Source organism: Marinobacter sp. UBA3604, assembly GCF_002375325.1.
In the GTDB taxonomy this organism is placed as follows: domain Bacteria; phylum Pseudomonadota; class Gammaproteobacteria; order Pseudomonadales; family Oleiphilaceae; genus Marinobacter; species Marinobacter salarius.
The window spans coordinates 100,422-123,574 of the sequence record NZ_DFMB01000043.1 but is presented as its reverse complement, the minus strand read 5'-3'; the positions used below and the strand labels follow the sequence as shown (position 1 = coordinate 123,574).

21 protein-coding genes are annotated in these 23,153 nt (G+C 58.1%); 8 read left to right on the top strand and 13 right to left on the bottom strand.

Annotation, left to right across the window (positions count from 1 at the left end; genetic code table 11):
* Positions 1–67: 67 nt before the first annotated feature.
* Positions 68–709, bottom strand: coding sequence for a cAMP-activated global transcriptional regulator CRP (gene crp, locus B2590_RS13810; RefSeq protein WP_007153756.1), 642 nt, complete (start codon positions 707–709; stop codon positions 68–70).
* A 236-nt stretch (positions 710–945) separates the two neighbouring features.
* Between crp and B2590_RS13805 the strand changes: the two genes are divergently transcribed.
* The 4 genes from B2590_RS13805 (at position 946) to B2590_RS13790 (ending at position 4,069) form a co-directional block, all read left to right on the top strand.
* Complete coding sequence (locus B2590_RS13805; RefSeq protein ID WP_036210899.1) at positions 946–1,368, top strand: OsmC family protein; 423 nt, start codon at positions 946–948, stop codon at positions 1,366–1,368.
* A gap of 256 nt (positions 1,369–1,624) precedes the next feature.
* Positions 1,625–2,416: an adenosylmethionine decarboxylase gene (speD, locus tag B2590_RS13800; protein ID WP_036210896.1), complete on the top strand. Its 792-nt coding sequence runs from the start codon at positions 1,625–1,627 to the stop codon at positions 2,414–2,416.
* A 157-nt stretch (positions 2,417–2,573) separates the two neighbouring features.
* Positions 2,574–3,176 (top strand): FMN-dependent NADH-azoreductase, encoded by a 603-nt coding sequence (locus tag B2590_RS13795; protein WP_036210893.1) that lies wholly within the window; start codon positions 2,574–2,576, stop codon positions 3,174–3,176.
* Positions 3,177–3,211: 35 nt separating this feature from the next.
* Positions 3,212–4,069 (top strand): pirin family protein, encoded by an 858-nt coding sequence (locus tag B2590_RS13790; protein WP_127401913.1) that lies wholly within the window; start codon positions 3,212–3,214, stop codon positions 4,067–4,069.
* Between the two features lie 6 nt (positions 4,070–4,075).
* Here B2590_RS13790 and B2590_RS13785 read toward each other — a convergent pair whose 3' ends face one another.
* Together B2590_RS13785 and B2590_RS13780 are read right to left on the bottom strand one after the other, a co-directional pair.
* Positions 4,076–4,942: a phosphoribulokinase gene (locus B2590_RS13785; RefSeq protein ID WP_075194216.1), complete on the bottom strand. Its 867-nt coding sequence runs from the start codon at positions 4,940–4,942 to the stop codon at positions 4,076–4,078.
* A gap of 19 nt (positions 4,943–4,961) precedes the next feature.
* Positions 4,962–8,711 (bottom strand): DUF1631 family protein, encoded by a 3,750-nt coding sequence (locus B2590_RS13780; protein ID WP_036210884.1) that lies wholly within the window; start codon positions 8,709–8,711, stop codon positions 4,962–4,964.
* Between the two features lie 168 nt (positions 8,712–8,879).
* Between B2590_RS13780 and B2590_RS13775 the strand changes: the two genes are divergently transcribed.
* Complete coding sequence (locus B2590_RS13775) at positions 8,880–9,950, top strand: aminopeptidase (RefSeq protein WP_036210881.1); 1,071 nt, start codon at positions 8,880–8,882, stop codon at positions 9,948–9,950.
* Here B2590_RS13775 and argA read toward each other — a convergent pair.
* The 7 genes from argA to coaBC form a co-directional block, all read right to left on the bottom strand.
* Positions 9,921–11,231 carry an amino-acid N-acetyltransferase gene (gene argA / locus B2590_RS13770; RefSeq protein WP_036210878.1) on the bottom strand — a complete coding sequence of 437 codons (1,311 nt, stop codon included), beginning with the start codon at positions 11,229–11,231 and terminating at the stop codon, positions 9,921–9,923. The two genes, B2590_RS13775 and argA, sit on opposite strands and share 30 nt — an antisense overlap.
* A 180-nt stretch (positions 11,232–11,411) precedes the next feature.
* Positions 11,412–12,572, bottom strand: coding sequence for an acetylornithine deacetylase (gene argE / locus B2590_RS13765; RefSeq protein ID WP_036210875.1), 1,161 nt, complete (start codon positions 12,570–12,572; stop codon positions 11,412–11,414).
* A gap of 26 nt (positions 12,573–12,598) precedes the next feature.
* The gene (locus tag B2590_RS13760; protein ID WP_036210872.1) at positions 12,599–13,837 is read right to left on the bottom strand and encodes an acetylornithine deacetylase; all 1,239 of its coding nucleotides are present in this window, start codon (positions 13,835–13,837) and stop codon (positions 12,599–12,601) included.
* Between the two features lie 67 nt (positions 13,838–13,904).
* Positions 13,905–14,801 (bottom strand): acetylglutamate kinase, encoded by an 897-nt coding sequence (gene argB / locus B2590_RS13755; protein ID WP_007153745.1) that lies wholly within the window; start codon positions 14,799–14,801, stop codon positions 13,905–13,907.
* A 48-nt stretch (positions 14,802–14,849) separates the two neighbouring features.
* A complete protein-coding gene (locus tag B2590_RS13750) occupies positions 14,850–17,477 on the bottom strand; it encodes a phosphomannomutase/phosphoglucomutase (protein WP_127401914.1) in 2,628 nt (875 codons plus the stop codon).
* Between the two features lie 84 nt (positions 17,478–17,561).
* Complete coding sequence (dut, locus tag B2590_RS13745) at positions 17,562–18,023, bottom strand: dUTP diphosphatase (protein ID WP_007153743.1); 462 nt, start codon at positions 18,021–18,023, stop codon at positions 17,562–17,564.
* A gap of 12 nt (positions 18,024–18,035) precedes the next feature.
* Complete coding sequence (coaBC, locus tag B2590_RS13740) at positions 18,036–19,250, bottom strand: bifunctional phosphopantothenoylcysteine decarboxylase/phosphopantothenate--cysteine ligase CoaBC (protein ID WP_036210869.1); 1,215 nt, start codon at positions 19,248–19,250, stop codon at positions 18,036–18,038.
* Positions 19,251–19,415: 165 nt separating this feature from the next.
* On the opposite strand from coaBC, the gene radC reads away from it, so the two are divergent.
* From radC to rpmG, 3 genes are all read left to right on the top strand, one after another.
* Positions 19,416–20,090, top strand: coding sequence for a RadC family protein (gene radC, locus B2590_RS13735; protein WP_127401915.1), 675 nt, complete (start codon positions 19,416–19,418; stop codon positions 20,088–20,090).
* Positions 20,091–20,305: 215 nt separating this feature from the next.
* Positions 20,306–20,542, top strand: coding sequence for a 50S ribosomal protein L28 (rpmB, locus tag B2590_RS13730; RefSeq protein WP_027829915.1), 237 nt, complete (start codon positions 20,306–20,308; stop codon positions 20,540–20,542).
* An 11-nt stretch (positions 20,543–20,553) separates the two neighbouring features.
* The gene (gene rpmG, locus B2590_RS13725) at positions 20,554–20,709 is read left to right on the top strand and encodes a 50S ribosomal protein L33 (protein WP_008173465.1); all 156 of its coding nucleotides are present in this window, start codon (positions 20,554–20,556) and stop codon (positions 20,707–20,709) included.
* Positions 20,710–20,762: 53 nt separating this feature from the next.
* Here rpmG and B2590_RS13720 read toward each other — a convergent pair whose 3' ends face one another.
* From B2590_RS13720 to B2590_RS13710, 3 genes are all read right to left on the bottom strand, one after another.
* On the bottom strand, positions 20,763–21,623 hold the full coding sequence (locus B2590_RS13720; protein WP_036210862.1) for an endonuclease/exonuclease/phosphatase family protein: 861 nt from the start codon (positions 21,621–21,623) through the stop codon (positions 20,763–20,765).
* 59 nt (positions 21,624–21,682) lie between these two features.
* A complete protein-coding gene (locus B2590_RS13715; RefSeq protein WP_036210859.1) occupies positions 21,683–22,321 on the bottom strand; it encodes a thiol:disulfide interchange protein DsbA/DsbL in 639 nt (212 codons plus the stop codon).
* 148 nt (positions 22,322–22,469) lie between these two features.
* A complete protein-coding gene (locus B2590_RS13710) occupies positions 22,470–23,078 on the bottom strand; it encodes a c-type cytochrome (RefSeq protein ID WP_036210856.1) in 609 nt (202 codons plus the stop codon).
* Positions 23,079–23,153: the final 75 nt, after the last annotated feature.

The window sequence follows — 23,153 nt, the reverse complement described above, 5'->3', positions numbered from 1 at the left end:
ATGCCTGGCGCACAACGAAAAAGGCCGCTGGTTCCAGCGGCCTTTCGGGACAGGGTGGTAATCGGTTTTAGCGGGTACCGTACACCACCATGGTCTTGCCCTTGACTCGCACCAGGCCCTGGTCTTCAAGGGTTTTCAGAACCCGTCCGACCATCTCCCGGGAGCAACCCACGATCCGACCGATCTCCTGGCGGGTGATCTTGATCTGCATGCCATCAGGGTGGGTCATGGCGTCCGGTTCCTTGCACAGGTCCAGCAGGGTGCGGGCAACCCGTCCAGTCACGTCCAGGAAAGCCAAATCACCCACCTTGCGGGTGGTCTGGCGCAGACGTGAGGCCATCTGCTCGCCGATGAAGTACAGAACCCTGGGGTCCTGCTGGGCGATTTCACGAAACTTGGTATAGCTGATCTCGGCAACTTCGCACTCCGTCTTCGCCTTTACCCAGGCGCTGCGCGAATCCATGTTGTCGAACAGCCCCATTTCACCGAAGAAATCCCCAGCGTTCAGGTAAGCCATGATCATCTCGCGGCCATCGTCGTCTTCAATAATGACGGTAACGGAGCCCTTGACGATGTAAAACAGGGAATCGCTTTTGTCCCCTGCATAAATAATGGTGCTCTTGGCAGGGTAACGCCGGCGATGGCATTGCGAAAGAAAATAGTCCAGATGCTTGGTTTTCTGCTCAACCGGCTTGACGATAGTGGCCATAGTGCGAGTCATGCCTCCTTTGTACTGGCGGGATCCCAATGTTTTTATTCACCCTGCTTTCCCTGCGGGTTTATTCATTATGAGCGCAACTTATAACAAGATGGCCCGGTTTCGGCAACCTGAAACATTATAGACCACATCAGCGGGGCTGCTTTTCAGCGGGCTGCTGGTGCTGACGGGATGTGCTAGCATCGCTGCCAATCGTACGTTATATCCCACTCGGAGCGCGAAATCAGATGAAAGCAACCATTGACTGGACCGGCGACGCCAGCTTTCGGGCAACCAGCGGCAGCGGCCACTCGGTGCAAATGGACGGGCCACCCGACCATGGCGGCAAGGACCTGGGGCCACGCCCCATGGAAATGATGCTGATGGGGCTGGGCGGCTGCTCGTCCTTCGACGTCATGAGCATTCTGCAGAAAAGCCGTCAGGACGTCACCGCCTGCCATGCCGAACTCGAAGCGGAGCGGGCCGACGCCGTTCCGGCAGTGTTCACCCGCATCCATCTGCATTTCGTGGTCACCGGAAACAACCTCAAGGAAAACCTGGTGAAGCGGGCCGTCAGCCTGTCGGCCGAGAAGTACTGCTCTGCGTCTATCATGCTGGAAAAGGCGGGCGTTGCCATCACCCACAGCCATGAGATACGCGACACCGCCTGAACCGGCAAACAACAGGTTCCCACAACGCGGTCACAGCGGCCTGCCAGTCTGTGGCAAACCGGCGGTTATTACGGATGCTAGAATGTTGCCCCGTACTCTACCCAAATTGAAGGTCGATGTGCATAATACGCACCCTTCTCCGCCGGTCTGCGCAAAAGGTAAACAATCCGGTCAGTTATCGGTGGCGGCCTTGGTGGCATGCATCAGACAGACATGACCACTGACATTCATCTCCAGACAATTGGGGGGGCTGAACATGGAAACCAAACTACAGTTACATGGTTTCAATAACCTGACCAAATCACTGAGCTTCAACATCTACGACATCTGTTATGCGCAGACCGAAGAGCAACGTGAAGCTTACATTGACTACATCGATGAGATGTACAATGCCGAACGCCTGACCCAGATCCTCACCGACGTGGTCAAGATCATCGGTGCCAACGTGCTCAATATTGCCCGTCAGGACTATGAGCCCCACGGCGCCTCTGTCACCATGCTGATTGCCGAACACGAACTCAGCAACGGTGAACCGGACAACGAAGAGTCACCCGGCCCCCTGCCGGATGCCATCGTGGCCCACCTGGATAAAAGCCACGTAACAGTACATACCTACCCGGAGAGCCACCCCTACGAAGGCATCAGCACCTTCCGGGCGGATATCGACGTGTCGACCTGCGGTTTGATCTCGCCGTTGAAAGTACTGAACTACCTGATCCACAGCTTCGACTCCGATGTGGTCACGGTGGACTATCGTGTGCGCGGCTTTACCCGCGACGTGGACGGCACCAAGCACTACATCGACCACGACATCAACTCGATCCAGAACTACCTGACCGAAGACACCCAGAACGCCTACCAGATGATTGACGTCAACGTGTATCAGGAAAACCTGTTCCACACCAAGATGATGCTCAAGAATTTCGATCTGGATAACTATGTGTTCGGAGTCAATGCCAGCGATCTTGACCCCCAGGAAGCACAGTCCATCGAGGATCGTCTGCGCCGGGAAATGCTGGAGATTTTCTACTCCCGCAACGTAGAGTAGTAACACGCACAGAAAGATTGAGCCTGCGCCTTACCGGGGCGCGGGCCAACTTGTTCAATTTAACTGAACAACCATTCCAAGATTCTCCGATTTCATCTTCTTCCGTCACGCAGTTCAATAGCCTCATAGCGTTCTAATCAACCAAGAGGCTCTGAACATGAAGAATATTCTCATTATTACCGCAAGCATTTTTGGTCAGGACGGCCAGTCATCCAGACTCGTCAGTCAGACACTGGACCAGCTCCGGCAGACCTACGGCGACATCCAGGCCACCTATCGGGATCTCTCCGCAGAGCCGGTACCGCATCTGGACGCCGAACGGTTCGGTGCCTTCCTGACCAACGCGGACGACCGCGATGGCTCACAGCAAGGCGTCGTCGATTATTCAGATTTGCTGATCAGTGAAGTTGTCGACGCAGACGTCATTGTTATGGGTGTGCCGATGTACAACTTCGGTGTACCGTCGGTGCTGAAAGCCTATTTCGACCACATTGCCCGTGCCGGCATCACTTTCCGATACACGGCAAGCGGCCCTGTTGGCCTTCTGGAAGATCGGCCGGTGTACATCCTGGCGGCGCGCGGCGGCCTATACGCCGGCACGCCGAACGACTCCCAGACGCCGTTCATTCGATCCTTCCTTGGTTTTATCGGCCTCAAGGACGTTCACTTTGTCTACGCCGAGGGCCTGAATATGGGGGATGATAAAAAAGAGAATTCCCTGCAAGAGGCCGGACGAGCCATTGAAACCCTGACCGCCTGAACCCGGCGATTTTTGGCATTGGAAGGAGATCCGTCATGATAGAACGAACCCTCAGACAGGTTATTCCCGGTACCGAAACGTCCGATGGCGCCGGCGTTCGTATCAAGCGCTCCCTCGGACAGCAGCAGAACGTCCGTCTCGATCCCTTCCTGATGCTGGACGAATTCGGTTCCGACCAACCGCAGGATTACATGGCCGGCTTCCCGTCACATCCGCATCGCGGATTTGAAACGGTGACCTACATGATCGAAGGGCACATGCTGCACGAGGATCATCTCGGTAACCGGGGCAACCTGAAGAATGGCGGCGTGCAATGGATGACCGCCGGGCGGGGCATTGTCCACTCTGAAATGCCCCAGCAGGAATCGGGGCAAATGCGCGGTTTCCAGCTGTGGCTCAATCTGCCGGCTGCGGAGAAAATGAAACCGGCGGGTTACCGCGATATCCAGCCTGATGAAATACCAGCCATTACCTTCGATGGTGGAGTTATCAAGCTGGTGGCTGGAGAGCTGACCGTTGACGGCCAGATACACCAGGGCGCCGTCACCGGCGGTAGCACACGGCCTTTGTATGCGGATATCCACCTGGAACCGGGACAGGAAACCCTGCTGCCGATCGATCCGGAACTGGAAGGCCTGCTCTATCTGTACGCCGGAGAAGCGTCCCTGCATTCAGCGACAGGCCCCCAGCCCCTGAAACGCTCAGCGGCAAGCATTCTTTCCGAAGGTGACAGCGTCCGCGTTGGCGCCGGTAAGAACGGAGCCCGAGTGCTGCTGATTGCCGGCAAACCGATTGGCGAGCCTGTGGTGCAGTATGGCCCGTTTGTGATGAACAGTCGTGAAGAGATCGAGCAGACTCTGCGGGACTACAGGGACGGCCGCCTGACGGCCTGAAGGCCTTCAGGCAAAGGGCTTATGGGCGATCAGTTCCTGCACCAGCGGGCGCATGGTCAGATCCATGGCCAGCGATAGCTTGGTTCCCGGGATGACCAGCGTGTCGTACCGGGACAGGCTGCTGCCGCCAATCATTTGCAACAGATAGGGGAAATCCACCTCCGATGGGTCTCGGAACCGGATGACGATCAGGCTCTCGTCTTCTGTCGGCACATCGCGGACCACAAAAGGATTGGAGGTATCCACCAGCGGAATGCGTTGGAAGTTCACATGGGTGTGCGCGAACTGAGGGACAATATCGTGCACGTAATCGTCCATACGGTTGACGATGGTCTGAACGACGGCGTCCTGTGAGTACCCTCGCTTGTTGGTGTCGCGGTGAATTTTCTGGATCCATTCCAGGTTGACGATCGGTACCACTCCCACCAACAGATCCACGTACTGGGCAATGTTGTAGGCATCGCTGACCACGCCCCCATGCAGCCCCTCGTAGAACAGAAGATCGGTTTCCGCCGCCAGCGGTCCCCAGGGGGTGAAGGTACCCGGTTTGTGGCCGGCCTCAATCAACCGCCGGTCTTCGTCATGCACATACTGGCGGAACTGGCCGTTGCCGGTGTGCCCATAGTCATAGAACAGGGCTTCCAGCTTGTCGACATGGTTCGCCGCCAGGGCAAAATGATTGCGTTCACCGAACTGCCCCTTCGCCGCGAGGCGGGCCATCTGCTCACGGTTGTAGCGGTGGAAGCTGTCACCACTGACCATGGCGGCCCGCAGCCCTTCGCTGGCAAACAGGCGGCTGAATATCTCACCCGTAGTGGTGGTTCCAGCGCCGGAGGAGCCGGTAACCGCGATGATCGGATGGCGTTTAGACATAAGCAGGAGGTCCGGAAAGTCAGTCCAGGCTGGTCAGCAGCCGCGGCTTTTCGATGGTGAAACCCTGAGCGTAATCCACACCCAGACTGGTCAGCATATCGAGAACCGCGCGGGTTTCAACCCGTGAAGCAATCACTTCCCGTTTCATGTAGTGCGCCATATCCACCATGGACTTCACCATGGCCTGATCGGTTTCACTGGTGTCCAGTTGGCTGGTGAAGGCGCTGTCCAGCTTGATCATGTCCACCGGCAGGCTGCGCATGAACTGGAACGACGTTGGCCCACTGCCAAAATCCCCCAGGCAGAAACGGCATCCCAGCTCCTTCATTTCCTCAATGAATTCTGAAATACCCTGAATGTCGTTGATCGCGGAGGCCTCGGTTATTTCGAACCACAGTCGTTCAATGGGTGCGTCCTTCTGGCTCAGCTTGTCGTAAATAAACTCCATCAACTGCTGATCATTCAACGAGTGGCCAGAAAGGTTGATGCAAATCCCCCCCATGTGCTTCGGATCCGGTGCGTGGTCGCGCAGCCAGTCCAGCATATGCCCCACCACCCAGCGGTCCACCGCCTGCATGCGATCATAACGCTCCGCCATGCGGACAAAATCCTTGCCGGTGATAAGGTTGCCGTCATCACCATACATACTGATGAGAACCTCATACTGCGCTGCCATGGACGTACGCGCGTGCAGCGGGATGATCTTCTGGCAACGCAGCAACATACGCTCCTCGTTGAGATCCCCAAGGTTGGCCACCTTCGCTGCAATCTGCTCCTGACGGGCATGGTCATGCGCATCCAGAGTGTATTCCATCACCTTGCCATGGCCGCGTTTCTTGGCCGACTTCATGGCTTCCTCCGCCGCCTTCAGCCAACGTTCGGCATTTGCCAGCGCCGGCAACTCAGGTGCCAGGCCAACACTGGCAGAGAGATGGTAACTGCCACTGTCGAAAACAAATTCCATGGCTTCTATGGCTGAGACTATCCCACGGGACGCGTCCAGGGCGTTTTCCGCCGGCAACATAAACGCGAACTCGTTCCCCGAGAACCGGGCCAGCGGCATGCCATCACCAACATGGCTGCGAAGCACATCAGCCACCCTGCGCAATGCTTCATCACCGGCCTGATAGCCGGCCGTATCGTTGAGCAGACGGAACTGCCGCAGGTCCAGCAACACAAGAGCCCGCTGGTCCTCGCGCCTGGCCAGTTGCTGATCCAACATACGTTCAAATTCGCGGCGCCCCAGCAAGCCGGTCAGCTCGTCATGGGTGGACGCCCACGACAACTGGTCATAGACCTTACGCACCATCCGGTCGATGCTCTCATCCACCAGGGGCCGGTCGTACTGGTTGTCCGGAACGATAATGCCTTTGCGCATGTGTTGGGCCAAAGCCTCCAGAGCCAGCTCGACCACGCGCATACCCTGATGATTGACGAATACAAATCGACTGAAGCCTCGGGCTACCCATACCAGGCGGATATACTGGGGTTCATCCGGTTTTTCCTGATCCCGCAACCAGTCGCCGGTACGCAGTTGCTGTGCCCGGTTGATCCACCGCTGCAGGCTGCGCTGATCACGCTCGGACATTGCCTGACGCTTGTCGTCCTCGCTTTTCGACGGTGGAATCTCCACCATCTCGGGCGGGTTTTCAGGGCTGCGCACCAGGAACTGCTTGAGCTCGTCGCGTATCTGGGAGGACGGCATGTGGTTGCTGGAGATAGACGCCAGCCCATCCTGGATCACCCGCAGCAGTTCGGGCAGATTGATATTGCTTTGCGGATCCTCCGCGAAGGTCATCAGCGAATCGATCACCGACAGGTAATCCTGCCACAGTGGGCTGTCCTCTCCCTGGCGTATCCAGGTCAGCGACAGCAGGTCTCGCCAGCCGCCATCCAGCAGACTGACCACGGCTTTCGGCACTTTTTTCCCGGCCAGTTTAAGCTCCAGCACACGGGCAACCGCCTTCTTGGATTCAGAAACCTTCTGGGCGCCCTCCGCTGCTGCCGTTACCCTTTCCACGTTGCGGCGGTAGACCAGGTTCTGGCGATCAATCAGCGAGTCCAACTCCTGCACCGCGTTCTCGAACACGCTGGTATCCTGTTCAAAATCGGTGGCTATCCGCTGGATCAGCTCATCAATACGCCGCTGAACAACCGGATTGATGCGGCCGCCTTTCACACCCAACTGGGCCAGGCGATTCATCACACCGCGCACCGGGCTTTCCTGGTCGTCGAAGAATTCCGGGTCGCGCATCACCACTTTCAGCACTGGCACTTCCAGCTGGCGCATCCGCGACTGGGCGTATTCACTGAGTTTCGGGCTTTCCACCACACTGTTGAAGAAGCGGTCCACCACGTCCAGCGTGCCCTGTTGCTCTTCGCCCAGGGCATGTTCACCGCTTTCCTTCACTCTTTCCACGACACGTTCGCGGAGGGAGGGCTGGTCCGGAGCCACCGTCGCAGCCTGTACCTGGAGCTCCTGCAATTGCTTCTGTAACTCTCCGGCAGACAGCTCCCTCGCACCGGGGGAAAAATCAGCAGGAGCAACGTCGCCCCTTGCCAGGCGGCTGGCAGACAGGGTACCGAGGAGGTTTTTTACCGTGGCAAAAGCGTTCTGGGCGGCGCTGGCATAGCCCCGAAACTCGGTCACCGACTTACGGGATGACTGCTGGCTGCTCTTTTGCGCCGGGGCCTGCTGTACCGCCGCTCCAGAGTCGTCCGGTTGCCGTGCTTCCGTCGGCGGAGCTGGTTTTTTCTCGCTCTGTTCGGATGTCTTTGGCGCCTGCTCACTGAGATACTTGCTGAGATCCAGGTCCGGCAGCACACCATGGCGGATCAGGATGCTGTTCAACTCCCGGTACAGCGGCCCAAGGTGCATCAGCACCGATTTTTCGAAGACACGCAGGCAGACTTTTTCTACCTCGCGATCCGCCTTGAGCTGGCTCAAGCCAACATGGAAAGACTCACAGATCAGCGAAGGCCCTAACGGATTATGATGCCCCGTGGAATTGGCGATGCCCAGTTTATCGAGCCGCAACTTCAGCTGAAGCAATTCACCCCGATATTGGGTATCCGCCTTCGTGACCATCACCCGAATCGTCAGCCAGTCTTCGAACTCGCCCTTGTCGACAACCGACAATTCAGACCCTGGAAACCCCTTCGGAGCAGGCTTTAGTGGCGATTCCAGGCTACGCGCCATCTGATGCCAGATGACCCGCTGACGGGCCTGAAGCTGGCCAGAGGCATCCATGTACTCATTCGCCTGCTGGTCATTGCCAGCCTTCTGGGCAGCATCCCGCAAGGCGGTTGTCATCTGCACAAGGCAGGCATCCATCAACGGCTCAATATACTGAATCACCGCCTTCGCGGATTGATGCAGAACAAACTGGACCTTGTCACTGGGTGCCCGTAGTGACGCACGGTCCTGATGACGGTTGGCACCACATTGCTCCAGCATGGCGCTGACGGCTTCCGGGTTGGAGCGGGTAAAACTCACGCCCATGGCGCCCTCTATCCGCCGCCTGATATTTACATGAAGCTCATGGCGCTTACGGCCATCAGGGCTGCGAAAGCGTACCACCAGTTCCTCGGCACCCCGCGAGAGCACCTGATCCAGTTTTCTGGACGTTTCCCCGGAATAACGTACAAACAGGCCTTCCGCGCAAAAGTCGGCGATCTGGCACGGTAGATTGTCACCACTGCCAACATCCAGCTGAGCAGCGAGTTTAATCGGTTGGCGGGGACTAGAACGACGTTCTTTCGGATCCATGAACTACCTGATATCTGGTAAAGCCGAGTGACCCGATAGGGTAAACTGTTTCTGTCACCGGCCGGTATCCCTGAAAGGCAGCGGTAGCTACCTGCTACTTGGGGGAACATGGCTGTAATATAGCGTCTGGCAGCTATGCCAGCCAGCCACAAAATAACAGCCTGGACTATGAAACAGCTTAGTCAGATCTACTTCGTTATGCTACTGATAACGACACTTTCAGGGTGTACGACTTTAGGTTATTACAGCCAGGCGGTCAGTGGCCACCTGTCACTGATGATGTCCACGCAATCCGTGTCCGGACTGATCGACACACCATCAACACCGCCGGCGTTGAAGCAGAAACTCCTGGTGGCGAACGAAGCCCGTCAGTTTGCCGCGCATCGTCTGGCACTGCCGGTGGGAGACGCCTTTGCAAAGTACGCTGAGCTCGGGCGGCCCTGGGTGGTTGTCAATCTGGTGGCCGTTCCGGAGTTTTCCCTTCAGGCCCATCGGTGGTGCTATCCAGTGGTTGGCTGCCAGGCCTACCGGGGCTACTACGAGCTGGAGAACGCCCGGAACGAGCAGCAATTATTCATGGCGGACAACTACGACACGTTCATTGGTGGTGTCACCGCCTATTCAACCCTGGGCTGGTTCGACGACCCTCTACACACCGGCTTCACGTCGTTGCCAGACAACCGCATGGTAGCGCTGATGTTCCATGAACTGGCGCATCGCGTGGTCTATATAAGCGACGATACGGCCTTTAATGAGAGCTTCGCAACTGCCGTGGAGTTGGAGGGCCTCCGGCTGTGGCTAGAAACAGAGGGCGATGGTTCGGGGTTCCAGAGGGCGCTGGCGCGTCTACGTCAACGCAACCAGACCCTCGCCCTGGTCGAGGACGTATCACGGCAGCTTGAAGCACTCTACGCCCGACAGGGCACCCTGCCCAAGACGGAACTCCGACATCAGAAAGCGCAGCTGTTCCAGGCCCTCCAGGACGATTACCTGGCCCTGTCAGCAACCTGGGAGCAGCCAGGACCGTTTGGAGAAAATCCGACCGGACTGAACAACGCCAACCTCGCCCTGTTCAGCCAGTACAACCAGCATGTGCCCGCCTTCCGACAGTTACTCCGGGACCATGCTGGCGACTTCAGCGACTTCTATAAAGCGGTGGAGACCCTGGCAGATCAGTCCCAAGACATTCGACAGCGCCGGCTATCCGATCTAGGACAACGCTTTCACGAAGACCTTTGAGTTACGCTGGGTGTTGTAGGACGCCAGCTTCGGCCCCGGCAATTCACGCACCGTGGAAGGTTGGAACCCCCGTTCCCGGAACCAGTGTTCGGTCTGGGTGGTCAGCACGAACAACCGTTGGATGCCCTGGCCCCGGGCCAGCTTTTCAACCATCGCCAGGATGTCATCACCGCGACCGGCACGGCGATAGGCCTGGTCCACGGCGAAACATGAAAGCTCGCCCGCACCTTCATCGGGGTAATGGTAAAGCGCAGCGCATCCCACAATCGTGCCGTCCCGCTCAGCCACCACGAACCGACTGATTTCGGTTTCCAGCATTTCCCGGGAACGGCGCACCAGAATGCCCTGCTCTTCCAGCGGCTGGATCAAGCCGAGAATACCGCCAATGTCCTCCACCCGGGCCTGGCGGATCTGCTCGTAGTTGTCACCACTGACCAGCGTGCCCGCACCGTCACGGGTAAACAGCTCTTCCAGCAACGCGCCATCATCGACGTAACTGATAATATGAGCCCGACGCACACCTTTCACGCAGGCGTCACAGGCTGCCCGCAGCAGATCGCCATCATGCCCCTGCACCATACCTGCCGCCAGACGATCAGATGCCTGACGAGCGGACAGTTCACGGATCAGTCCGGCATTTTCATCCAGCAACCCCTGATTCTCGGCAAACATGATGAGCTTCTCAGCCTGTAGCGCAGCGGCCACCTGGCTACCCACATCTTCATAAGACAGGTTAAAGGCATCTCCGGTCGGCGAATACCCAAGCGGCGGCAGCAGTACGATATGGCCCAACTCCAGCAATTTCTCGATTCCGGCCACGTCTACCCGACGAACCTGCCCGGTATAGCCAAAATCGATGCCGTCCAGAACGCCTACCGGCCTCGCGGTGACATAGTTGCCGCTGCTTACCCTGATTCGTGCGTTATGCATGGGTGAGTTCACCAGTCCCATGGACAACTGGCTTTCCAGATACGCCCGCAGCCCACCAATGGCTTCCAGCACCGGCGTCAATTGTTGTTCCGGCGTTACCCGCAAGCCTCGGTGGAAAGTGGATTCTTCGTTTGCCGCGTCCAGACGCGACTGAATCTGGGGCCTTGCACCGAAGGCCACCACGAGCCGGATACCCAAACTGCTTAGCAAAGCAATGTCATGAATGATGTTGATCAGGTTGTCATGGGCAATCGCATCCCCCCCAATCGTCAACACCACAGTGCGACCACGGTGTGCATTGATATAGGGCGATGAGTGGCGGAATCCATGCAACCATTCGTTCGATTTCAAACTCTTCTCCTGCGAGTTTTCAGCTTATGGAGCGTTCCGGGTATTGGCGGGAGACTCTCCCAAAACACGCCCGTGAATACGTCCCTGTAGGGCTCGGTCGCGCCATCCCTGGCGCTCCACGGTTTTGGGAGAGTCTCCCGCCAATACCCTCGTTATACCTCTGAGCTGCCTTCCAAACGATCAAAGGCAGAACCTTGTGATCAATCCTTTGAGGATTTTTACCGCCGGGTCCAACTGCGACAACTCCAGGAATTCATCGGGTTGGTGTGCCTGGTCGATGTAGCCGGGGCCCATAACCAGGGTTTCCATACCCAATTTCTGCAACCACGGTGCTTCCGTGGCAAAGGCTACCGCTTCCGCAGTATGGCCTGTCAGTTTCTCACAGGCGCGGACCAGTTCGGCTTCGGCCGGGGTTTCAAATGGCGGCACACCATCGAACAACGGCTCAAATGTCAGCGACAACTCACGGCTTTTGGCGACCGGCTGCAGGGTGTCGAGTATCTCCTGGCGCAGTGCCTTCATGTCCATGCCGGGCAAGGGGCGCAGATCAAAATGCAACTCGCAGCGGGCGCAAATGCGATTAGGATTATCACCGCCGTGGATGCAACCCAGGTTCATGGTGGGTAACTGAACCTTGAAATTGGGGTTGCTGTATTTCGCCTGCCACCCCGACCGCAGCGCGAGCAGTTCACCCAGCGCTTCGTGCATGCCTTCCATCGCGTTGCGGCCAAGGGACGGGTCAGAGGAATGGCCGGACTGGCCCTCGAACACGAGGCGCTCCATCATGATGCCCTTGTGCATGCGCACAGGCTTCAAGCCGGTAGGCTCACCGATGACCGCATAGCGGGCCTTGGGACGACCGGCCTCGGCCAGCGCCCGGGCACCATCCATGGAGCTTTCCTCGTCGGCGGTGGCGAGAATGATCAGTGGCTGCTTCAGGTCCTGGTCCACAAAGGCTTTGGCCGCTTCAATGGCCAGCGGGAAAAAGCCTTTCATGTCGCAGGTGCCAAGGCCATACCAGCGGTCGTCCCGTTCGGTCAGGGTAAACGGGTCGCTTTGCCAGCGCTTGTCGTCAAACGGGACGGTATCGGTATGGCCCGAGAGCACCAGACCGCCAGGGCCGCTGCCCAGTGTCGCGATCAGGTTGTACTTTCCGGGCAATCCGGGCACTTCCAGTATCTCGACCTTGAACCCCATGGGCTCCAGCCATTCGGCCAGAGTACGCACCACCGGTTCGTTGCTGTGATCCCACTCGGCAGACGCACTGCTGATCGACGGCTGTGAAATCAGCCTGGTGAGCATCTCGCGAATGCCAGGCAGGTGTTGGATGGATCCGGACATAGAACACTCTCCGCCCCGGTGTGGGGCTAGCGGGCCTGGCCTTGGCGCCAGACCTCAAACGTTGCAATCAGTCTGATGGCGATCGGATACGCCACTTCCCCGCCATCGATCAGCCGTGCGACTTCCAGTCGTTCGTCACCCACGCTGACCAGGCGGCCTTCCACAACATTACCATTGTCCAGCGTAACTCTCACCGTGCGCCCGACCCAGGTTTCAGCATTCTCCGTGTCGGCCAGGTTCCAGCCATCGACGACCGGGGCACCCTCTCCCGGCACTACCGGTTCAAGCACTTCCTGAGGCACATCCGGCACCGCGGGTTCGACGCGCTCAAGATAGACATCGGGCACCACCGAACGGTTGTAGTGGACGGCCAGGCTGGCGTCTGCGGATTCATCGCTGCGAACAGGCACGCCCCATACCGGTGCCGAAGGATTCAATTCCAGGGTCAGTTCTCCGCCTTCTGTCAGCCACTGTCGGTAGAGGGCCAGCAACTGGTCACTGGCGCCAAAGCCACGAGCCGCCAGCGAGTCGCGAAACGCTGCCATGACGATACCGGCCCATTCCCCGGTTTCCACACCCGATTCCCTGGCACAGTAGGCCGCAACACGACGCATCAGGCCACCATCCCGCAATGTCACAGTAACCGGCGACTGCGTGGATTCCGGCAGGGCCGGCAATGACAGGGGATTCAGGCGAGCGCCGGGCCAGTCCAATTCCACGCTGCCGGCGTTGGCGGTCGTCAGCTCCGCGTAGAGACCATCGCCACTCTGAATGACCATAGCCTCCCCGGACACACCATCGACACCAAGACGCATCAGATCACCGCTACCCAACTGCTGGCGATGATCAGGACCGCAGACCGGTGAGAACAACGCCGGGGTTGCGTCGCCTGCTGCCGTCACCCAGTTACGGAACATGTTGGTGTCGAGACCCAGGCTCAGGTTCTCCGCCACCAATGACCAATGCGGGGGCAGGTCCGCAGGGTCCAGGAGCGCACGCACGAGGGCGACCGGAGAGCCTGCATTGAACATCAACCGGTCGAACGCCACCGGGCGGGTAAGCCGGAAATCCTGGTAGCTGCCATCACCCAGCACCAGTCGGCCGACGAGGTCCGAGCGAATATTACCCCGATCAATAACGCCCAGTTCCTCAATCGCCTGCTGGGCATCGGCCAGCCGCTGGTCAGCCAGCCACCAGACCGCCCCTTTGAACGACAGGTAGCCTATCAGGGCCAGGATAACCAGAAAGGTCAGCAGGCGCTTCATGATGTGGTCCTCTTGGGGCGTGACGCCAGGATGTTACCTCGCATTGCGAGGCAACAGGCGGCATTGGTCAGTTACGGGAGATCAGGGTGCCGACACCTTCATCCGTGAAGATTTCCAGCAGCGTTGCATGGGCTACGCGGCCATCAATGATGTGGGAGGTTCGAACACCATTCTCCACAGCGCTCAGGGCGCAGCGGATCTTGGGCAGCATACCGCCGTGGATGGTGCCATCGTCTATCAGCTCGTTGACCTGTTTTGCGGTCAATCCGGTCAGCACTTTGTCTTCCTTGCTCTTGAGGCCGGACACATTGGTTAGCAGGATCAGCTTTTCTGCCTTCATGGCTTCCGCCACCTTGCCCGCTACCAGATCGGCGTTGATGTTGTAGGACGCACCATCGGGACCAACACCAATCGGAGCGATCACCGGAATAACATTGCTACGGGTGAGCATGTCGATCACTTCCACGTTCACGCTGGCAACTTCGCCCACGTGACCGATATCAATGATTTCCGGACGCTGCAGCTCCGCGGAACGGTTCATGACTTCCAGCTTGCGGGCGCGGATCAGATTGGCGTCCTTTCCGGTCAGGCCAACTGCTGTACCGCCATGGGAGTTGATCAGCGAGACAATCTGCTTGTTAACCTGGCCGCCCAGCACCATTTCCACCACGTCCATGGTCTGGCTATCGGTAACGCGCATACCGTTCACAAAATTGGATTTGATGTTGAGGCGCTCGAGCAACTCACCGATCTGGGGGCCGCCACCGTGGACCACAATGGGGTTGATACCCACCAGCTTCATCAGAACGACATCACGGGCGAAGCTGCTTTTCAGCTCCTCATTTTCCATGGCGTTGCCGCCGTACTTGATCACTACCGTTTTTCCGGTAAACCGCTGGATATAGGGCAGCCCCTTACTCAGTACGGCCGCCACCTGCATTGCTGTTTCACGATCCAGAGCCATTCATCTTGCCTTGTTAGTCAGAAAAGTCGGTTCATTATTTCAGAGCTGTCAGAAATCCGCGACAAGGTCCGGAGCCGCCTTTTGAAGCTGCTCACGGAACACCGCCTTGATACGCTCGAGCGCCTCTTCGGTTTCAGCCTCGAAGCGGAGTACCAACACCGGTGTGGTGTTGGAAGCACGGCACAGGCCCCAGCCATCGGTAAATTCAACGCGGATACCGTCAATGGTGCTGATGTTTCCGTCACCGAAGTCCCCTTCGCGGCCCAGCTTTTCCATCAATGGGAACTTGGTCTCGTCGGAGACCTCCACGTTCAGCTCCGGGGTGCTGATATCTTCGGGGAAATCCTCAAAGACCTCATCGCAGTGCCGGTCTTCGATGCCAAGGATTTCCAGCAATCTGGCAGCGGAGTACAAGCCGTCATCAAAGCCCATCCAGCGTTCGCCGAAGAAAATATGCCCGCTCATTTCACCCGCCAGCAAGGCACCGGATTCCTTCATCTTGGCCTTCATCAACGAGTGACCGGTTTTCCACATGATTGGCCGGCCACCAGCCTCGGAGATCACACCCGCAAGGCGACGGCTGCACTTTACGTCGTACAGAACATCGGCACCGGGGTTGCGCGACACCACATCCCGGGCAAAAAGCATCAGCAGGCGGTCCGGCCAGATGATCTTCCCGGTGTTGGTCACAACGCCCAGGCGGTCGCCGTCGCCATCGAAAGCCAGGCCGATATCGGCGCCTTCGGCCTTCACGCGCTCGATAAGGTCCGCCAGATTTTCCGGCTTGCCAGGATCGGGGTGATGATTGGGGAAATTACCATCCACCTCACAGTAGAGCAGTATCACTTCGCAGCCCAACTCTTCGATCAGTAGCGGTGCAAGCTCTCCGGCGATGCCATTTCCAGCATCCAGCACCACCTTCAAGGGCGCCGCAACCGCAATGTCACCCACGATACGATCCAGATAAGCGCGGCGCACGTCCTCTGAAGACTGGGCACCATGGCCACTGGCAAAGTCACCCGTACGGATTCGCTGCAGCAGTTTCTGGATTGCCTCGCCGGACAGGGTTTCGCCACCCAGCATGATCTTCAGACCGTTATAGTTGGCCGGGTTGTGGCTGCCGGTCACCATAACACCGGAACCGTTATCCAGCTCGTGGGTCGCAAAGTAGAGTACCGGGGTGGGCACGGCCCCCACATGGATGACATTGCATCCAGTGGCCATGACGCCCCGCGCCAGCGCATCGGCCAGGTCGGGGCTGGAATGCCGGCCATCGTACCCGATGCACAGACTGTCCACTCCCCGCTCAATAGCCTCACTGCCGATGGCACGGCCGATGACGGTGACAATATCCGCCGTCAGGGTATCGCCAACAATGCCACGAATGTCGTAGGCCCGGAATATGGTGTCTGAGACCTCGGCCTCAGGCAGGCTGACCTCTTCGACGTCTGGCGTATCGTCAAGGCCATCGGACCCGCCGAAGCCCAGCACATCGTCATCGCCATCAAGCATATCAATGTCCAGTACATCCTTGTCCTGGAACAACGGCTCATCGGCGGTCGATGGGGATGGCTGCCGACTGCCCGGTTTCGGCCGCGCCGATTCACCGGCCTTGGCAACCCGTTTTTCCACCATCTGGGCGAGCCGGTGCAGCACTTCAGCCGTCGACGCCACCATGTCCCACTTCAACGTCGGTGGCTTCACCCGCTCACCACCAAAGACCTTATGGGCCCACTGGATAACAGCCGTTACGTCCTGTCGCAGCCCTTTCTGGGCATTGCCGAGCAAGACCCAGACAATGATTGCGGCGACCAGGGCCGGAACCAGCGCAAACACAATAGCCATCGTGCCACTGAAAAGCGGCGCGGGGGCAGTGGCAGGTTTGTATCGGAGCTTCCAGTCAGGGTTGACAAGATCCCGCTCGTACGTCGGGCCATTGCCACTACCGCGGCTGACAATGTTGCGGGTTGAACCATTTACCGACTGTACCAGGGAAAACTCTCCGCCCAATGCCGAGTTAACACCGGTCATCAGGGGTTGCAGCCGTGCAGCATCAAACACCACCAGGACACTGCCAGTGACGGCTCGACTCTGGGGGTTGCGAACCGGGGTCGACATCTGCAGATACCACTGGCCGTTGCGCGGAAACGCATCCGGGAAAAGCCTTTGCCCCGTCTCGGCGCGACGAGCAAGGTCCAGGCCGGAAAAACCCAGTGTGGGTTCGGAGGAGGTACGGGGGATGTCTCCGTAGGGGAAAAGGTAGACGGCCTCAATATCCGGCAACACCTTGGCAAGATTTGCTGCGGCGGCACTCAGAGAAGCCTCCCCTCTCAGGGCGGCGCGCACATAATCCTGATCGGCGACACCCTCAACCGTGGACTGCAGCAAGGCAAGCTGCTGATTGACGCGCACGGCCACGGCGTCTGCCTCCAGGGCAGCCTGACTGTCGTAACGACGGGACTCTGCCGGAACCGCCAACAGAAAATACAGCAATGCTGCCGAAGCCACGCCGGCAAGCACCACCACGACAGCCTGGGAAACGGCAACGGACGTCAGCCGTTTATGCCGTGGGCCGGTGGCTGATTTTTTCTCCTTGCTCTGTTTTTTTGTCTGCTTCCCGTCCGGTTTGGCATCGGGTGCAGCGTCCTCAGAGTTCTTCTTTTTACCAAGCTTCATAGTCCATCCTGCAGGTGTTATTCGCCCGAATTCTTCAATTATCAGGGAAGTATAGACCCTGAGCAGCGATCTGCGCCTGACGCCTCATCGCGTTCCCGTGGAACCAAAGCCGCCGTCACCTCGCACGCTGGCGTCAAAGGAAGACACCACTTCGAAGTCTGCCTGTACCACTGGCACCAGCACCAGCTGCGCAATACGCTCACCCACATCGATGGTGAACTCGCTTTGCCCCCGATTCCAGCAGGAAACCATTAACTCGCCCTGATAGTCGGAATCGATCAGGCCCACCAGATTGCCCAACACAATGCCATGTTTGTGGCCGAGACCGCTGCGGGGAAGAATCATCGCTGCCAACGAAGTATCCGCGATGTGAATCGAGAGTCCGGTCTTTATCAGTTCGGTCTGCCCCGGCTTCAGTGTGAGCGGTGCGTCCAGACAGGCGCGCAGGTCCAGCCCTGCAGAGCCATCCGTCGCATACTCGGGAAAAGGGACTGAACGACCGATCCGGTCATCCAGAATGCGTACCTGAAAGGTTTTGCGGGTCATTGAGTTTCCTTGTTACAGAGCGCCGGCTGCGCCAGCCTTTGATTTGAGGTGTTCGCCAATCAGTGCCATCAGTCGCTGAGCGATGGCCACCTTGGTGTCAGGCCCGATCGCCTCCTGGCCCTGGGCCCAGAAAGCAATCACTGCATTATTGTCACTGTTGAAACCCAGCCCTGGCGTAGACACGTCATTGGCCACAATCATATTCAGCTTTTTGCGTGTCAGTTTGTCGAGGGCATAGCGCTCAACGTCCCGGGTTTCTGCCGCGAAACCCACGGTAAAGGGCGCATCGGCACGCGCAGCTATGGCAGCAAGGGTATCGGGATTACGCACCAGCGACAGGCTCATGCCTTCATCCGTTTTCTTGATCTTGTCGCCAGCACAGCTGTCGGGGCGATAATCCGCCACCGCCGCCGTCGCAATAAACAGGTCGCAGCCTTCATCCACAGCGCCACTGGCACACTCCAGCATGTCCTGCGCGGTTGTCACACCGCGAACCTCAACACCCGCCGGCGCTTCGATGGACACCGGACCACTGACAAGGACGACGTCCGCACCGGCCATTCTTGCGGCTGAGGCCAACGCATACCCCATTTTGCCAGAGCTGTAATTGCTGATATAGCGCACCGGGTCAATCGGCTCCCGCGTAGGGCCCGCGGTTATAACCACACGCCGGCCCGCCAGCGGGCCTTTGGTGGCACCGGAAATCAGGTCAAACAACACAGTGGGCTCCAGCATTCGGCCCGGCCCGACATCACCGCAGGCCTGCGCGCCCTGGTCGGGCCCCAGGAGGGTCACCTGGGCATCCGCCGCCAGCAGCTCAATGTTTCTCTGGGTTCGGCGATTACCCCACATGGCTTGATTCATCGCCGGAGCCACTGCAATGGGGGCCTCTGTGGCACAACAAAGCGTGGTCAGAAGATCGTCAGCCATGCCCTGGGCCAGGCGGGCTATGAAATCCGCGGAGGCGGGCGCAATCACTACCTGATCGGCCCATTTTGCCAGTTCGATATGCCCCATTCCGGACTCTGCTTCCGGATCCAGCAAAGAGGTTCTGACCGGCTCACCGCTAAGCGCCTGAAACGTCAGTGGTGTCACGAAGGCCTCGGCACCACGGGTCATCACAACCCGTACCTCGTGACCGGATTTTTTTAGCAGGCGAACCAGTTCTGCGCTCTTGTAGGCAGCGATGCCACCGGTCACGCCCAGCAGAATTCGTTTAGCGGCCATCAACGGCTCCGTATTCATCACGAAATGAAAGGCTTATAAGATAGCATGCCAGAGCGCTGCCGGCAGCCTCACAGCCATGCTAGAATTCCAGCCGTCCACCGGGCGACCACCACCCCGGTATTCAAGGCGCAGGATGCGCGCAATAACGGTAGAAAGGACTCCACCATGTCACATTCAGACTGGCCCACCGACGAACGCCCGAGGGAACGCCTGCTGGCCCACGGCGCCAACAGCCTGTCGGACGCGGAACTGCTGGCCATTTTTTTGCGAACCGGCACTGCCGGCATGCCCGTGATGGCGCTCGCCCGCCATCTCACCGAAGCCTTCGGTGGCCTGCGAGGATTGATGACCGCTTCGCGCAGGCAATTCTGCGACGTCAAAGGGCTCGGTACTGCAAAGTACGCCCAGGTCCAGGCGGCTATGGAAATGGCCCGACGGGTCATGGACGAGCCACTTCGTCAGGGGGACCCATTGCGCTCGCCGGAGGATACCCGTCGTTTCCTGTGCAGCCGCCTTGGCACCTACCCCCACGAGGTTTTCTCAGGCCTGTTCCTGGATAACCGGCATCGGGTGATCCGCTATCAGGAGTTGTTCCGGGGGACCATTGACGGCGCAGCTGTCTACCCGAGGGAGGTGGTCCGGCAAGCCCTGGAGTTTAACGCAGCGGCGGTTATATTCGCCCATAACCACCCGTCAGGGGTCGCAGAGCCCAGCCAGTCGGACATTTCACTGACCCGGAGATTGAAAGAGGCACTGGGGTTGGTGGATATCAGGGTTCTTGACCATATGGTTGTCGGCCATGGTGAGGTAATATCACTTGCAGAACGGGGACTGATGTAAAGGGGCTGATGTAAACCTGTTGGCGCTTCATCGGAAAACTGGCCAAATTCCCAACAAATTTTTGCGTTGGGGAAGCAGTTCTGGTATAAAAGCGTCCCTTTCTGGCGGCGTCTGGCGAGCAGCGTGCATTTTTTGAGGCGCAGGTAGCAACCAGAGACCCGATTAAACGATTTAAATACGCATTTTCAGGACCAAAGCTCAGGTCGGAGGCAAGTATGTCCAGAGTCTGTCAGGTTACCGGTAAGCGACCGGTCACCGGTAACAACGTTTCTCACGCGATGAACCACTCACGTCGTCGTTTTCTGCCCAACCTGCAGAACCATCGCTTCTGGGTTGAATCAGAGAAGCGCTTCGTAAAGCTGCGCGTATCCACCAAGGGTATGCGTGTTATCGACAAAAAAGGCATTGACGCTGTGCTGGCCGATCTTCGTGCCCGCGGCGAGAAATTTTAAGGAGCCGCATCATGCGCGAGAAAATCAAGCTGGTTTCATCAGCAGGTACTGGTCACTTCTACACGACCAAGAAGAACAAGCGTAACACCCCGGAAAAAATCGAGATCAAAAAGTACGATCCGGTTGTCCGCAAGCATGTTGCGTACAAGGAAGCGAAGATCAAGTAAGATTTTCGTTACCCAAGAAACCCGGCCATGGCCGGGTTTTTTTGTGCCTGGCCTTAAAATGTTTCCAGATACCCTTTGGGCAACTTGATGTCCATGGCGATCGGCAAATGATCCGACACCGGATAGCTGACCACCTCTGACCGTCGTATCTCCAGGCTTGGGCTGACCAGTATGTGATCCAGCGCCCTCTCCGGTCGCCAACTCGGAAAACTGTGGGCCGTCTCGGGCAGCGGGACCAGGTTCGAATGCTTCAGCGGCGTATTGCTCAACAACTGCTCTGCGTGGTTATTCAGATCCCCCATGAGAACCACATGCTGATACTCGGAAATCAATTCCTGAATATACGCCAGTTGCCGCTGCTGAGCCGCTTTGCTGAGCGAGAGGTGCATCATCACCAACACAAGGGGGTCTTCCTCTGCCCCGTAACGGGCGATAATGGCACCCCGCCCCGGAATCAGTCCGGGCAACCGGTGCTCCTTCACATCCAGCGGACGATAACGACTCAGCAGGCCATTGCTGTGCTGAGCCAGCTGCCCAAGGTTCCGATTGAGCTGCTGGTACCAGTAAGGAATGCCTGAAGCCTCGGCCAGATACTGAACCTGATTGATGTAACCACTGCGCAGACTGCCACCATCACACTCCTGCAGGGCGACCACATCGTAGTTACTCAGCAGGGTGGCGATACGGTCCAGGTTCTGGATGCGGTTGCGGTGAGGCAGAAAGTGCTGCCAACTCCGGGTGAAGTAGTGGCGGTAGGAGGAGGTGTTGATGCCGACCTGGATATTGAAGGTCAGCAGCCGGATGTGACGATGCGCCTCAAACTCGGGAACGTGCTCATCGCCAGAACAAGCCCCGCGCGGGCCGTTCGTCGACCTGAGGATACCATTCAGCTGCTTGCGAATACGGTTGTACATGATGGCAGCTCAGACTCCTGACAAGGCCCGGTCACGGCCAGCGGACCGGGCCCATGCGTTTACTCGGCCTGACCAGCACGCTCCTGCTCAATCAGGTAATCGACAACCTCCAATGCCGCTTCATGGCTACCCGCCATGGAAGCCGTAACCCTGTACTTGCCATTCACAAGCATAGTCGGTGTGCCGGTAACACGCGCACCCCGAATCTTGGCCTGAGCCTGCTGCATTTTGGCATTAACACCAAAGCTGTTGTAATTCTTGAGGAATTCTTCGCCGTCGACACCGTGCCCGGCCACGAAATCAGCAAGAGCTTCACCCGAATTCAGCGGGCGGCGTTCTCCCGCAAGCGCATCGAACAGGGCGTCATGAACCTTGTCCAGTTCTCCCATGGCTTCCAGCGCGTAAAAGGCCTTGGCATGGGGTTCCCAGGAGCGGCCGAGGGCCGCAGGAATTTTCACGTAGTTGACGTCTTCAGGCAGATCCTCCGCCCAGCTTTCGACCAGCGGCTTGAAGGTGTAGCAGTGGGGGCAGCCATACCAGAAGACCTCAGCCACCTCGATACCACTCTCACTGGCGGTTCTCACCGGGGTATCCAGCACCTGATAGTGCGTCCCTTCTTCCCAGTTGGCGGCGCTGGCCTGCGCAATAAACGACATGGCCAGGATGGATAGTGCGGCGTTCCGGATTAATCGGATCATTCATGGTCTCCGGTTATCTGATTGGATGATGTGAAAGGATTATGACCCAGCAGGCACGAAAAGTTCCACCAGACATGGATTAAACAGAAGCAACCCATAAAAAACCCCGCATCAGCGGGGTTTTTTCAGTCGTAGCGCGTGTCAGAGGTTACTGAAGACCGGACACGTAGCTCGAAACGGCCTTGATCTCAGAGTCGGTCAACTTGGCGGCGACATCCATCATGATGGATGCGTTCTGGCCAGCATCACGCTCACCGTCTCGATACGCCTTGAGCTGCTTTTCGACGTATTCAGCGCTCTGACCACTGAGCCTGGGGTAGCCGGCAGGCCCATTCCCCATGCCTCGAGGGTTGTGGCATCCGGCACACGCCGGCACACCAGAAGCCATGTTGCCACCACGGTAGAGCATCTGACCCTCTTCAACCAGATCGGGGTTGGCCTGGGCCACGGTAATGTCCTGACTGTCGAAATAGGCCGCAAGATCCTGCAGATCCTGGTCAGACATGTCACTCAAAAGGCCCGTCATTTCGGCAATTTCACGCTTGCCTTCCTTGATCGCAACCAATTGCTGGTACAGATACTCTTCGCCAATGCCCGCCAGTTTCGGGTAAACCGCCATGACCGGCTTGGCACCGCCCTGGCCATGACACCCGGCGCACACCGCTGCATTTGCTTCGCCTGCTTCAGGATCTCCCGCCCCGTGAGCCATCGCTGTGAGGCCAACACCGAGAACAACTCCTGCGATCAGTTTTTTCATGCTCGCTCCGCTTCTCTCATCCAAAAGTATTCTTCGTTATGCAGCCGGCAGGCACTGGCCAAGAAGGCACAAACC

Coding starts and splice junctions, on each gene's coding strand:
- crp (WP_007153756.1), bottom strand. CDS start 709: ATGGCCACTATCGTCAAGCCGGTTGAGCAGAAAACCAAGCATCTGGAC.
- B2590_RS13805 (WP_036210899.1), top strand. CDS start 946: ATGAAAGCAACCATTGACTGGACCGGCGACGCCAGCTTTCGGGCAACC.
- speD (WP_036210896.1), top strand. CDS start 1,625: ATGGAAACCAAACTACAGTTACATGGTTTCAATAACCTGACCAAATCA.
- B2590_RS13795 (WP_036210893.1), top strand. CDS start 2,574: ATGAAGAATATTCTCATTATTACCGCAAGCATTTTTGGTCAGGACGGC.
- B2590_RS13790 (WP_127401913.1), top strand. CDS start 3,212: ATGATAGAACGAACCCTCAGACAGGTTATTCCCGGTACCGAAACGTCC.
- B2590_RS13785 (WP_075194216.1), bottom strand. CDS start 4,942: ATGTCTAAACGCCATCCGATCATCGCGGTTACCGGCTCCTCCGGCGCT.
- B2590_RS13780 (WP_036210884.1), bottom strand. CDS start 8,711: ATGGATCCGAAAGAACGTCGTTCTAGTCCCCGCCAACCGATTAAACTC.
- B2590_RS13775 (WP_036210881.1), top strand. CDS start 8,880: ATGAAACAGCTTAGTCAGATCTACTTCGTTATGCTACTGATAACGACA.
- argE (WP_036210875.1), bottom strand. CDS start 12,572: ATGTCCGGATCCATCCAACACCTGCCTGGCATTCGCGAGATGCTCACC.
- B2590_RS13760 (WP_036210872.1), bottom strand. CDS start 13,837: ATGAAGCGCCTGCTGACCTTTCTGGTTATCCTGGCCCTGATAGGCTAC.
- argB (WP_007153745.1), bottom strand. CDS start 14,801: ATGGCTCTGGATCGTGAAACAGCAATGCAGGTGGCGGCCGTACTGAGT.
- B2590_RS13750 (WP_127401914.1), bottom strand. CDS start 17,477: ATGAAGCTTGGTAAAAAGAAGAACTCTGAGGACGCTGCACCCGATGCC.
- dut (WP_007153743.1), bottom strand. CDS start 18,023: ATGACCCGCAAAACCTTTCAGGTACGCATTCTGGATGACCGGATCGGT.
- coaBC (WP_036210869.1), bottom strand. CDS start 19,250: ATGGCCGCTAAACGAATTCTGCTGGGCGTGACCGGTGGCATCGCTGCC.
- radC (WP_127401915.1), top strand. CDS start 19,416: ATGTCACATTCAGACTGGCCCACCGACGAACGCCCGAGGGAACGCCTG.
- rpmB (WP_027829915.1), top strand. CDS start 20,306: ATGTCCAGAGTCTGTCAGGTTACCGGTAAGCGACCGGTCACCGGTAAC.
- rpmG (WP_008173465.1), top strand. CDS start 20,554: ATGCGCGAGAAAATCAAGCTGGTTTCATCAGCAGGTACTGGTCACTTC.
- B2590_RS13720 (WP_036210862.1), bottom strand. CDS start 21,623: ATGTACAACCGTATTCGCAAGCAGCTGAATGGTATCCTCAGGTCGACG.
- B2590_RS13715 (WP_036210859.1), bottom strand. CDS start 22,321: ATGATCCGATTAATCCGGAACGCCGCACTATCCATCCTGGCCATGTCG.
- B2590_RS13710 (WP_036210856.1), bottom strand. CDS start 23,078: ATGAAAAAACTGATCGCAGGAGTTGTTCTCGGTGTTGGCCTCACAGCG.